Source organism: Finegoldia magna (assembly GCF_003182075.1).
Classification (GTDB): domain Bacteria; phylum Bacillota; class Clostridia; order Tissierellales; family Peptoniphilaceae; genus Finegoldia; species Finegoldia magna.
Window position 1 is genome coordinate 18,084 of record NZ_QGTH01000003.1, and the last position, 12,921, is coordinate 31,004.

10 protein-coding genes are annotated in these 12,921 nt (G+C 30.1%); all 10 read left to right on the top strand.

What is annotated here, in order from left to right; all coding sequences use genetic code 11:
• Positions 1 to 175 precede the first annotated feature (175 nt).
• On the top strand, positions 176 to 1,585 hold the full coding sequence (locus tag DES33_RS01800; protein ID WP_110057930.1) for a L,D-transpeptidase family protein: 1,410 nt from the start codon (positions 176 to 178) through the stop codon (positions 1,583 to 1,585).
• 92 nt (positions 1,586 to 1,677) lie between these two features.
• A complete protein-coding gene (dprA, locus tag DES33_RS01805; RefSeq protein ID WP_110057931.1) occupies positions 1,678 to 2,748 on the top strand; it encodes a DNA-processing protein DprA in 1,071 nt (356 codons plus the stop codon).
• 49 nt (positions 2,749 to 2,797) lie between these two features.
• Positions 2,798 to 4,765: a transketolase gene (gene tkt / locus DES33_RS01810; RefSeq protein WP_110057932.1), complete on the top strand. Its 1,968-nt coding sequence runs from the start codon at positions 2,798 to 2,800 to the stop codon at positions 4,763 to 4,765.
• Between the two features lie 143 nt (positions 4,766 to 4,908).
• A complete protein-coding gene (locus DES33_RS01815) occupies positions 4,909 to 5,376 on the top strand; it encodes a tRNA (cytidine(34)-2'-O)-methyltransferase (RefSeq protein ID WP_094208627.1) in 468 nt (155 codons plus the stop codon).
• Positions 5,377 to 5,384: 8 nt separating this feature from the next.
• Positions 5,385 to 6,983 carry a Na/Pi cotransporter family protein gene (locus DES33_RS01820; RefSeq protein ID WP_110057933.1) on the top strand — a complete coding sequence of 533 codons (1,599 nt, stop codon included), beginning with the start codon at positions 5,385 to 5,387 and terminating at the stop codon, positions 6,981 to 6,983.
• A 72-nt stretch (positions 6,984 to 7,055) separates the two neighbouring features.
• Entirely contained in the window at positions 7,056 to 8,057 is a 1,002-nt protein-coding gene (gap, locus tag DES33_RS01825; RefSeq protein ID WP_094205702.1) for a type I glyceraldehyde-3-phosphate dehydrogenase, read from the top strand.
• 66 nt (positions 8,058 to 8,123) lie between these two features.
• Entirely contained in the window at positions 8,124 to 9,311 is a 1,188-nt protein-coding gene (locus tag DES33_RS01830; RefSeq protein WP_094224718.1) for a phosphoglycerate kinase, read from the top strand.
• Positions 9,312 to 9,315: 4 nt separating this feature from the next.
• Positions 9,316 to 10,071 carry a triose-phosphate isomerase gene (gene tpiA, locus DES33_RS01835; protein WP_094224717.1) on the top strand — a complete coding sequence of 252 codons (756 nt, stop codon included), beginning with the start codon at positions 9,316 to 9,318 and terminating at the stop codon, positions 10,069 to 10,071.
• Positions 10,061 to 11,608 carry a 2,3-bisphosphoglycerate-independent phosphoglycerate mutase gene (gene gpmI, locus DES33_RS01840; protein ID WP_110057934.1) on the top strand — a complete coding sequence of 516 codons (1,548 nt, stop codon included), beginning with the start codon at positions 10,061 to 10,063 and terminating at the stop codon, positions 11,606 to 11,608. The genes tpiA and gpmI overlap by 11 nt, the downstream gene beginning before the upstream one ends.
• A 3-nt stretch (positions 11,609 to 11,611) precedes the next feature.
• Positions 11,612 to 12,898, top strand: coding sequence for a phosphopyruvate hydratase (gene eno / locus DES33_RS01845; protein ID WP_094224715.1), 1,287 nt, complete (start codon positions 11,612 to 11,614; stop codon positions 12,896 to 12,898).
• Positions 12,899 to 12,921: the final 23 nt, after the last annotated feature.

Here is a 12,921-nt window from a genome sequence, read left to right on the forward strand (position 1 = left end):
ATTATACATCATTTTTTACAATTTTAAAGCAAATCTTTGTTATTTTATTTAAAATTATCACAAATTTAATTAAGTATAGATTATAGAAAAAGTATAATTTAATATAAATGTTTACTAGTGTTGTGTATTTATGATATCATTCTAGGTACAGAAATAATTAATAGAAGGTGATAAATTGAAAGATGATTTACAAAAATATGAAGACAATAAAACTAGTCAAGTAAATAATGAGTCTTCAAAAAATAATAGTATTTATAAACTGAAAGAATCACAAAAATCACACTCATGGATTTGGGTTGTATCAATTCTTTTAGGTATTTATATATTGGTTTCAATATTTTTTAGCTTCATGACTTATCCTAACGCAAAAATTAATGGTGAAAATTTAGGTGTAAGAAAAATTTCTGATGTTAAAAATATTTTTGATGAACAAACCACATCAATTATCGGAAGAGATAATAAAACTGTTGCATTGAATAATTCACAAGCGGGTTTAAAACAAGTTGCTTTGGAAAATCAAACCTATGTGCAACATGGTTTTTTGTGGCCAGTTGAACTTATTAAAGGAATAAAAACAGATGTAAAAGTTAAGAAAAGTGTAGATTCTAATAAATTAAAAGAAACCTTAAAAAATAGTGAGTTATTTAAAAATATCAAAGAACCAAAAAACGCCCAATTGATTTTTGAAAACAAAAAAGCAATAATCAAACCTGAAGAATTAGGTAATAAGCTTGATTTGGATAAAGTTTGTGAATCCGTAATAAAAGGATTTAATGAACACAAGGATGAAATCAAATTATCTTCAGAATATATTAATCCTCAAGTTACAAAAAAATCATTGGAGCCAAACAAAAAAGAACTTGAAAATATTGCAAAAGCTTCTATTACCTTAAAATTGCCAAACGGAGAATCACAAAAAATAGAAGATAATTCTATTTTCTTAGATGAAAATTATAAGTTTGAAGATAAAAAAGTTCGAATTTTTGTAGATGACTTGAAAGAAAAATTTGAAGTTGTTGGGAAAGATTTTGATTTTACAACTCATAATGGTAAATCCATAAAAGTTAAAGCAAAAGTTTTTGGAAATGAAATTAACAAAAAACAAACAGTAGCTATGATTACAGATGCTTTAAAAAATGGTAAAACCATAGATAGTGATTTAGTATATAGCAGAAGAAGCCGAAATAATGGAGTTCTTGGAAAAAGCTATATTGAAATAAGCTTGGGAGCACAACATTTGTGGTATTTTAAAGATGGTAAACTAGTATTAGACACACCTGTTGTTACAGGAGATCCATCAATTGACCATGAAACACCAACAGGCTTATTTGAAATTTGGTCAAAAGAAACTGATAGATTTTTAAGAGGATTTAATCCAGACGGATCAAAATATAAAGTTCATGTAGATTATTGGATGCAAATTGACTATACTGGTGTAGGAATTCACGATACAAAGGGAAGGGCCGCCTACGGTGGACAAATCTTTAATGGTGCTGGAAGTCATGGTTGTATAAATACTCCTATAAATCATGTTCGTACAATTTTCAATTCGGCTGAAAATGGAATGCCAGTTGTAATCTATTAAAAATTAGTCGATTATTTTATGATAGTCGACTTTTTTTATTGAAAAAAAATATATATTAATGGTATTCTATATGTAAAGAAAAGGGGTAAATTATGGATTCAGATTTATTATTATTTTTAAGTAGTTTGAACACGAATTATAATTGGATAGGTCCAATTCTTGAAAATTATAGCTCATTAGAGGATATTATCTACGATAATGCAAAAAAACTTTTAGAAGTAGATCCTAAAATTTACGAATTTATTCTAAAAAATATGAAAAAATTCGATATAAATTTGTACAAAGAAAAATTATGGAAAAACAGTATAAAATTTACTACATACGGTGATTCAAAATATCCGAAAAAATTACTTGAAATAGATGATGCACCATATACTTTGTACTATAAAGGTGATTTGACTGAAGAGTTCAATAATTGTGTTTCATTTGTCGGAGCTAGAAAATGTAGTCAATATGGATCTTATGCATGTAAAAAATTTGTATCTGAAATATCACAATATAAAATACCAGTTGTTAGTGGATTGGCTCTTGGCATAGACAAAATTTCTCATCAAACTTCTCTTGAAAATAATAATAAAACAATTGGAGTTTTAGGGTGTGGAATAGATCAAGTATATCCCAGGAGCAATTATAGAGTGTTTCAAGATATGATTTCATCACATAACGGAGTAATTATGAGCGAATATCCTTTTGGAATAGCACCATTGCCATATAATTTTCCATTTAGAAATAGAATTATTTCTGGTTTATCACTTGCAACTGTCGTTATTGAAGCAAAAGAGAAAAGCGGTACATTAATCACATCATCTTATGCCTTGTCTCAAGGTAGAGATATATTTGCAGTTCCCGGAAATATTAATTCAGTATATTCAACTGGAACTAATCAATTAATAAAAGATGGAGCTTACATATTAACCGACGTTTTGGATATTATAACTCAAATCCCTGAATTTCAAAATAAATATATAGAAAAGCCACAATTAAGTTTTGATTTGAATGATTTAGAACGTAAAATATATAATTTATTGAAAATTGAGGCCAATTCACCAGATGAAATTTCTATAAAATTAAATGAAGATATATCTGATGTATTGATGAGTTTAACAAAAATGGAATTGTTGGGAATTGTTGTGGATATTGGAAGCAAATACTCATTAAAGTAGATTAAATAATGTGATATAATAACATTGGAATTTTATAGAGGAGAATGATATGGACAAAAAACAATTAGCTATTAATACTATTAGATTATTATCTGTAGAAATGATTCAAAAAGCGAATTCAGGCCACCCTGGACTTCCTTTAGGTGCAAGCCCTATGACATTTACATTATTTAATGACATAATGCATTTTTCACCAAAACACAGCGATTGGATAAATAGGGACAGATTTATTTTATCGGCTGGACATGGGTCTGCAATGTTATATTCACTTTTACATTTATTTGGATTTGGAATAACTGTTGATGATTTAAAAGAATTTAGACAATACAACAGCTTAACACCAGGACATCCAGAATATTTGCATACAAAAGGAATTGATGCTACGACTGGTCCTCTAGGACAAGGATTGAGCATGGCTGTTGGTATGGCAATTGCTCAGGAATATATGGCCAGCCAATTTAATACCGAAAACCACAAAATTTTTGATAACTATACTTACACAATTGTTGGTGATGGTTGTCTTCAAGAAGGAATAACTAATGAAGCTAGTTCAATAGCTGGATCATTAAAACTTTCAAAATTGATTTGTTTATATGATTCTAACAATATAACAATTGAAGGCGATACAAAAAATATTTTCTCGGAAAATGTCAGAGCTAGATATGAAGCGTTGGGCTGGGATACTTATTTTGTAGAAGATGGAAATGATATAGAAAAAATAAGAGAAACTATCGAACTTGCGAAAACAACAGATAAACCATCATTTATTGAAATAAAAACAAAAATTGGTTATGGAAGTGTTGTTGAAGGAACTGCAAAAGCGCATGGAGCTCCAATTGGTGCAGAAAACATTCCAAGTTTAAAAGAAAAATTAGGCTTAGACTTTACAGAAGAATTTTATATTCCGCAAGAAGTTAAGGAACTTTTTGTGCAATCAACTTCAGAAAAGGAAAAATATTATTCTGAATGGGAAAGTATGTTTGAAGACTACAAACACACTCACAAAGACCTTTATGATAAATTAATGAAATTCTTATCTAAAGAAATTGACGAAGAATATTTAACATCTAAAGAGTTTACTAGCTTCGAAAAAGATGATGCTACAAGATCATACTCACATGTTTTATTAAATAGATTAAAAGATAAACAATTAAATATTGTTGGAGGATCTGCGGATCTAGCTCCATCTAATAAAACATTTATGGATGGTTTAGATGTATTTACGCAAACAAATAGATCCGGAAGAAACATACAATTCGGCGTTAGAGAACACGCAATGGCTGCTATCACGAATGGTATAAGTTTATATGGTGGTTTAATTCCTTATTGCGCTACATTTATGATTTTTTCAGATTATTTAAAACCAGCGATGAGATTGTCATCTTTAATGAAGAGACAAGTTCTATATATATTGACTCATGATTCAATTGGTGTTGGAGAAGATGGACCTACTCATGAACCAATAGAACAATTAGCAATGCTTAGAACTATTCCAAATCTTAATACTATTAGACCTGCTGATGGCTTTGAAACATCAATGGCATACAAGATAGCATTAGAAAATAAAGAAACACCAACAGCTTTAGTATTGTCTAGACAAAAATTAGTTAATTTAAAAGAAACTAATGAACAAGCCTTAAAAGGAGGATATATTCTAAAAAAACAAGAGTCTCCTGATTTAGTAATAATAGCAACAGGTTCTGAAGTTAAACTTGCATTAGATGCATGTGAGGCTCTTGAAAAAGAAGGAGTTAAGGCTCAAGTTGTATCAATGATGTGTCAAGAAATTTTCGACAAACAAGATCAAGAATACAAAGATTCTGTTATTCCAAAAAATGTTGAAAAAAGAGTTAGCATTGAATGTTTGTCAACTTATGGATGGCAAAAATATACTGGACTTAATGGATTAAATATAGGAATAGATGAGTTCGGAATGAGCGCTCCAGGTAGTAAAATAATGGATCACTTTGGATTTACAGCAGAAAAAATAGTTGAAAAAATAAAACAATATTTATAATCGATAGACCGTCAACAATTTTGTGTTGATGGTCTTTTTGTTTTAAAATTTTAATCGTTTTTAAAATTGAAATACTATTTCTTTTATGGTATATTTTTTATGGGAATATTAAAATATAGTTAAAGAATCGTAAAGAGGTGGATATGATAAATATTGTTCTTTTAGAACCTGAGAAACCTTCAAATACAGGGAATATAGGAAGAACTTGTGTTCTAACTAATTCTAGATTACATTTAGTTAGGCCATTTAGCTTTAGACTAGATGACAAATTATTAAAGAGGTCCGGCATGGATTATTGGGATAAAGTTGATTTAGTTATTCATGATGATATGAATGAATTTTTAGAATATATTAAAGGAAATGATAGAGTTTTTTATGTTGAAACTTTTGCAACAAATTATTATCATGAGCTTGAATATCAAGATGGTGATTTTTTCGTGTTCGGAAAGGAATCTTCAGGAATAAATAAAGATTTGGTAGCTAAGCACAATGATCATTCTATAAAGATTCCAATGAATATGGAAATTGATAGATCATTAAATTTAGCAAATTCGTGCAATATAGTTTTATTTGAAGCATTGAGACAGATAGATTTTCCAGGATTAAAGTAGGAGGTATTATGGATATTATAACTCCGGTTTTAGGTGGGTTGGCACTTTTCTTGTTCGGAATGACAATAATGGGTGAAGGTCTCCAAAAATCGTCAGGTAATAAATTAAAAAAGATAGTAGGTTCTTTAACTAGGAATAAATACATAGGTGTGTTACTAGGTATAGTAGTAACGACGGTAATACAATCATCATCTGCAGCAACAGTAATGGTTGTGGGCTTTGTAAATGCAGGTTTAATGCCTTTGAATCAAGCTGTTGGAGTAATTATAGGAGCAAATGTCGGAACTACAATTACTGCGCAAATAATCGCTTTTGATATTGCGAAATATGCACCATTAATTGTAGCTTTTGGTGTACTTTTATATATGAGTGCAAAAGATGATAGGAAAAAAAATCTAGGTGAAGTCTTTGTTGGTCTAGGTTTAATTTTCATAGGAATGAATACTATGGGAGATGGATTAAATCCACTATCTAAAGAATTGTGGTTTAAAAATGCTTTATTAAAATTAAACTCACCGATAATTGGAGTTTTTGTAGGATTTTTCTTAACTACTGCAGTACAATCATCTTCAGCCTCTATTGGTTTAATACAAGCTTTGGGAAAACAGGGATTATTAACAATCAATCAAGCAGCTCCTCTTTTATTAGGGGGCAATATTGGTACTACTACTACTGCTTTACTTTCATCAGTAGGAGCAGGGAAAAATGCTAAAAGAGCAGCAATAATACATTTATTATTTAACGCAATTGGTACGATAATTGTACTATTATTTTTAAATAAATTGATGCAAAACATAGTATCTATGTTAACTCCATTAAATGTTTCAAGACAAATAGCAAATTATCATACTTTATTCAATATAATAAACGTTGCAATTCAACTTCCAGTTTCAAACTTTTTAGTTAAAGCTGCTATGAAAATTGTTCCAGGTGAAGAACACGCAAAAGACTTACAATATTTAGATGACAGAATTTTAGAAACTCCTTCTATTGCGGTTGAACAAGCTAGACTTGAAGTTATTAGAATGAGTGATATAGTATATCAAAATTTTAAAAATGTTGATGAATACTTTATGACAGGTAACAAAAAACTAAGATCAAAAATATTAGCAGAAGAAAAAAGAATTAATAATTTGGAAAAACATATCGTTGAGTATCTTGTAAAATTATCTAATAAATCTATTTCAGATGAAGAACATACACAAATTTTTATTATGCAAGATATGCTTAATGATCTCGAGAGAATAGGAGATCATGTTGAAAATATATGTGGAATTGTAACTCTTGTTTATGACGAAGAAAAAGAATTTAGCAAAGTAGCTATCGATGAATATAAAGATTTATATACAAATGTAGAAAATGCAATTATAGATTCAACTATGGCATTTAAAAATAATGATCAATCATTGGCTTCTAAAGTCGCAAATATTGAAAATAATGTAGACTTTTTAGAAAAAAAATATAGACATAATCATATCAAAAGAATTAACAACAATGAATGTGATTCAACAATTGGAGTTAATTTCTTAGATATTCTATCAAATTTGGAAAGAATATCAGACCATTGCACTAATATATCCAATTATACTCTTCATATTGAAGTATAGGTTTGATTTAAAAAAACATTAAACGGGTATATAATAAAAGTATGTATTATGAAATATTTCAAGGAGGATTAAATGAAAGTAGCAATTAGTGGATTTGGAAGAATAGGTAGAGATGTAACAAGAATTTTAATTCAAAAAAATGACCCTGATCTTGAATTAGTGGCATTGAACATTACAAGTGACCTTAAAACAAATGCACATCTTTTAAAGTATGACTCAATTTATCGTACTTTTGAAAAAGACGTTGAAGTATTAGCGGATGACAAAATTAAAATTGGTGATAGGGAAATAACTGTTGTAAATAACAGAAATCCAGAAGAATTACCTTGGAAAGAATTAGGTGTTGATCTAGTTATCGATTCAACGGGCGCTTTTAAAGACAAAGAAGGTTTATCAAAACATATTAAAGCCGGTGCAAAGAAAGTATTATTAACTGCTCCAGGTAAATCAGATGTTAAAATGATTGTAGTTGGAGTAAATGACAAAGAATATGATCCAGAAAATGATGATATTATTTCCAATGCATCATGTACAACTAACTGTTTAGCTCCAGTAGCTAAAGTTTTAGATGATGAATTTGGAATTGAAAAAGGGTTAATGACAACAATTCACGCTTATACTAACGATCAAAACATTCAAGACGCTCACCACAAGGATTTAAGACGTGCAAGAGCAGCTGCTTTAAGTATGATTCCTACAACTACAGGTGCTGCTAAAGCTGTTGGTAAAGTTCTACCACAATTAGAAGGTAAAATGACAGGACTTGCAGTTCGTGTACCAACACCTACTGGATCTATTACTGATTTAACAGTTCTTTTAGGTAAGGAAGTTACAAAAGAAGATATCAATAATGCTATGAAAAAAGCTAGTGAAGGCGAATTAAAAGGAATCTTAGGATATTCTGAAGATCAATTAGTGTCTTCAGACATCATTGGAGATGAAAGAAGTTCAATATTTGATGCTGATATGACTTATGCTTTAGGAAATATGGTAAAAATTGCTTCTTGGTATGATAATGAATGGGGTTATAGTTCAAGAGTATTTGATTTAGCAAAGATTATAGCTACAAGATAATAAAACTATTTAGAGTCGATGGTAAAATATTTTTGCAATCGACTCTTTTCAAAGAAAGGTTAATCTATGAATAAAAAAACACTAAAAGATTTAAATGTTGAAAATAAAAGAGTATTAGTTAGAGTAGACTTTAATGTTCCAATTAAAGATGGTATTATTACAGATACGAATAGAATAGAAGCATCTATCGCAACGATAAAGTATTTAATAGATAATAATGCTAAAGTTATTTTAATGAGTCACTTAGGTAGGCCAAAAGGCGAACCAAAACCTGAATTCACATTAAAGCCGGTTGCAGAAAAGCTTTCTGAAATTATTGGTCAAGAAGTAAAATTTGTTGATAATGATAAAGTTGTGGATAATTCTGTTATTGAGCAAAGTAAACAATTACAACCTAAAGAAATTATGTTAATTCAAAACACAAGATATAGAAAAGAAGAAGAAAAGAACGATGAAGAATTTTCTAAAGAATTATCACAATTAGCTGATTTATATGTAAACGATGCTTTTGGAACCAGTCATAGAGCTCACGCATCAAACGTTGGAGTGTCTAAGTTCTTACCAAGTGCTGTAGGATTTTTAGTTCAAAAAGAAATAGAAATCATGGGAAAAGCTCTTGATGATCCGCAAAGACCTTTTACAGCAATATTAGGTGGTGCAAAAGTTTCTGATAAAATTGGAGTTATAGAAAACTTATTGGATAAAGTTGATACTATACTAATAGGTGGGGCTATGGCATTTACATTCATTAAGTCACAAGGAAAAAATGTCGGTAAATCCTTAATTGAAGAAGATAAATTAGATTTAGCAAAATCTCTATTGCAAAAATCTCAAGAAAGAGGAGTTAAAATATTCTTGCCAGTGGATTTCGTGGCAGCTAAAGAAATGACTGAAGAATCTGATTCAAAAATAATTGGTATAGATGAATTTACAGACGATATTGCTGGATTTGATATTGGCACGAAAACAATAAAGATTTTTGATGAAGAAATACAAAAGTCCAAAACTATTGTATGGAATGGACCAATGGGAGTATTTGAAATCAAACAATTTAGCAAAGGTACTTTTGAAGTTGCAAATTCGTTAGTAAAATCTAATGCTACAACTATTGTTGGTGGTGGAGATAGTGCTTCAGCAATTGCAAAATCCGGAAATAAAGACAAAGTAACACATGTTTCAACAGGTGGTGGAGCTTCTTTGGAATTTTTAGAAGGCAAAATTTTACCTGGTATTGATTGTATTGATGAGAGATAGTAATATGAGAAAACCATTAGTTGCAGGAAATTGGAAAATGAATATGACAGATGGAGAGACTAAGCATTTCTTAAATGATTTAAAGAATCTGAGAGTTTCTGATAATGTCGAAGCTTGCATTATATCTCCATTCACATCACTAAAAACTCTTACAGAAGCCTTAAAACATTCAAATATTTCTACTGGAGCACAAAATATGTATTTCGAAGATAGCGGCGCTTTTACAGGAGAAATTTCTCCAAATATGCTTAAAGATTTGGGAGTGGACTATGTTATAATTGGTCATTCTGAAAGAAGAACTATATTTAAAGAAGATGATGAACTATTAAATAAGAAAATAATATCAGCTTTAACTCACAAACTTAAACCAATACTTTGTTGCGGAGAAAACTTAGAACAAAGAGAATCTAACAATCATGAAAAAATTGTGGAATCACAAATAAGATCTGACTTAAAAGGAATAAGCGAAAAAGAATTAAAATCTAAACTTGTAATCGCTTATGAACCAATATGGGCTATTGGAACTGGTAAAACAGCTTCAAGTGACGATGCACAATCAATGTGTAAATTTATTAGAAATTTATTGACAGAAATGTATAGTAAAGATTTAGCTGATTCAGTTAGAATACAATACGGTGGAAGTGTAAAACCTGAAAATGTAACTGATATTATGTCGAAAGAAGACATTGATGGAGCTTTAGTAGGGGGTGCGAGTTTAGAAGCAGAAAGTTTTTCTAAACTAATTAATTATGGAGAATAAAAAAGACAAATTAATCCTTATCATCTTAGATGGATGGGGATTAGGCAAAGACTATCCAGGAAATGTTATTAAATTAGCTGATACTCCAACTTTTGACAGACTAATGAGTGAATATCCAAATTCACAATTGATTGCTTCAGGAAATGAAGTAGGTCTTCCGGCAGGTCAAATGGGAAATTCTGAAGTAGGACACATGAATATTGGTTCTGGTAGAATAATTTATCAAGATTTAAGTAAAATTACTAATGACATAGAATCTGGAAAATTTTATGAAAATGAAGTTTTAAAAAATATCATTTTAAAAACTAAAGAAAAAAATAAAAAACTACACCTATTAGGATTGGTTTCTTTTGGTGGAGTTCATTCTCATTATGATCACCTTGTAGCAATCCTTAAAATGTGCAAAAAGTTAGATTTTTATGATGTAGTAATACATTGTTTTACAGATGGAAGAGACGTATCACCAACATCTGCAAAAAATGATTTACAAAAATTACTAGGTGATATAAAAGAAATTGGTGTAGGTAAGATTGCATCTGTTTGTGGTCGTTATTATGCAATGGATAGAGACAAGAGATGGGACAGAGTAGAAAAAGCATATAATTGCATTACTAATGGAGTAGGAAATAAAAATAATGACCCAGTCGAATATTTACAAGATAGTTATGATAAAAATATCACTGATGAATTCATTGAACCATGTGCAATAGTCGATGAAAATGATAACATAACAAAAGTCGAAAATGAAGATTCTTTTATATTCTTTAATTTTAGACCAGATAGAGCAAGACAACTTACAAGAGCTTTTGTAGACGATGATTTTGATGGTTTTAAAAGAACAAAATACAAAGATATTTTGTTTGTAACAATGACAGAATATGATAAAACTATCCAAAATGTCCAAATAGCTTATCCAAAACAAAGATATAATAATGTGTTAGGACAAATTATTTCTGAAAATGGATTAAAGCAATTAAGAATTGCAGAAACAGAAAAATATGCCCATGTAACATTTTTCTTTAATGGTGGTATAGAAAAAGAATTCAAAAATGAGGATAGGATACTAATTCCATCCCCGAAAGTATCAACTTATGATCTTAAGCCAGAGATGAGTGCTGTAGAAGTTAAAAATCATGTAGTTGATGTCATTAATAAAGATATATACGACTTAATCATTTTAAACTTTGCAAATTCGGATATGGTTGGTCATACCGGTGTAATTTCAGCAGACAAAATAGCCGTTGAAACTGTTGATAAATGTCTAGACGAAATATTACAATCTATAGATAAAAATGGAAAATATCACGCTTTGATAACTGCTGATCATGGGAATAGTGAATATTTGATCGATGAAATGACAGGAGGACCATTCACGGCACACACAACTAATCCTGTGCCTTTTATAGAATATCCAGACAAAGATATCAAATTGAATAATGGTATCTTAGCTGATATAGCACCAACAATTTTAGAATTGATGAAAATAGATAAACCTTCTGAAATGACAGGTAAATCTTTAATTAAAAAAGGAGAATAAATAATGAGCTCAATAATTGACATTTATGCAAGAGAAGTTTTAGATTCTAGGGGAAATCCTACAGTTGAAGTTGAAGTTTATACTGAAGCGGGAGCAATGGGATCAGCGATAGTTCCTTCAGGTGCTTCTACTGGAGTACACGAAGCTGTGGAATTAAGAGACAATGATGAAAAAAGATTTCTTGGAAAAGGAGTAGAAACTGCTGTTGATAATGTAAACTTAGAAATAGCAGATGAATTAGTAGGTTGGGATGTGTTTGATCAAGTTGGAATAGATAATTATCTAATAGAATTAGATGGCACTGAAAATAAATCTAGACTTGGCGCAAATGCTATTTTAGGTGTTTCTTTAGCTGTTGCAAAAGCTGCTGCAGATGAAAATGGACAAAGATTATTTGAATATATTGGAGGAGTAAACGGTAAGACTTTACCTGTACCAATGATGAACATTCTAAATGGTGGACAACACGCTGATAATAATGTAGACATTCAAGAATTTATGATTATGCCTGTAGGTGGAGAAAACTTCAAAGAATCTTTAAGAATCGGTACTGAGGTATTTCATAATTTAAAGAATGTATTAAAGTCTAGAAAATTAAATACTGCTGTAGGAGATGAAGGTGGTTTTGCACCAAATCTCGAATCTAATGAGGAAGCATTACAAACTATAGTTGAAGCTATTAAAAAAGCCGGCTATGAACCAGGAAAAGATGTAATGATTGCTATAGATGCTGCAGCTAGTGAATTCTATGAAGATGGTAAATACAATATGGCTGGAGATAATGCAGTAAGAACAAGCGATGAAATGATCGAATATTACAAAAACTTAGTTGAAAAATATCCTATTATTTCTATTGAAGACGGATTAGCTGAAGATGATTGGGATGGTTGGAAGAAACTAACTAAAGAATTGGGATCTAAAATCCAATTAGTTGGTGATGATTTATTTGTTACAAATGTTAAGAGATTACAAAAAGGTATTGAAATGGGTGTATGTAACTCCATTCTAATCAAATTAAATCAAATAGGAACTTTAACTGAAACTCTTGATGCCATCGAACTAGCTAAAAGACACGGATACACTGCCGTAATATCTCATAGATCGGGAGAAACAGAAGATACTACTATAGCCGATGTTGCTGTCGCTACTAATGCTGGACAAATTAAAACTGGCTCAACATCAAGAACTGATAGAATCTGTAAATATAATCAATTATTAAGAATTGAAGATATGCTAGAATCTACTGCAGTATATGATGGAATAAAAACTTTTTATAATTTAAGCAAATAATTAAAAATACAAGGAATCACAGC

Excerpts from the sequence above, each read along its gene's own strand:
- dprA (WP_110057931.1), top strand. The coding sequence starts at position 1,678 with ATGGATTCAGATTTATTATTATTTTTAAGTAGTTTGAACACGAATTAT.
- tkt (WP_110057932.1), top strand. The coding sequence starts at position 2,798 with ATGGACAAAAAACAATTAGCTATTAATACTATTAGATTATTATCTGTA.
- DES33_RS01815 (WP_094208627.1), top strand. The coding sequence starts at position 4,909 with ATGATAAATATTGTTCTTTTAGAACCTGAGAAACCTTCAAATACAGGG.
- DES33_RS01820 (WP_110057933.1), top strand. The coding sequence starts at position 5,385 with ATGGATATTATAACTCCGGTTTTAGGTGGGTTGGCACTTTTCTTGTTC.
- gap (WP_094205702.1), top strand. The coding sequence starts at position 7,056 with ATGAAAGTAGCAATTAGTGGATTTGGAAGAATAGGTAGAGATGTAACA.
- DES33_RS01830 (WP_094224718.1), top strand. The coding sequence starts at position 8,124 with ATGAATAAAAAAACACTAAAAGATTTAAATGTTGAAAATAAAAGAGTA.
- tpiA (WP_094224717.1), top strand. The coding sequence starts at position 9,316 with ATGAGAAAACCATTAGTTGCAGGAAATTGGAAAATGAATATGACAGAT.
- gpmI (WP_110057934.1), top strand. The coding sequence starts at position 10,061 with ATGGAGAATAAAAAAGACAAATTAATCCTTATCATCTTAGATGGATGG.
- eno (WP_094224715.1), top strand. The coding sequence starts at position 11,612 with ATGAGCTCAATAATTGACATTTATGCAAGAGAAGTTTTAGATTCTAGG.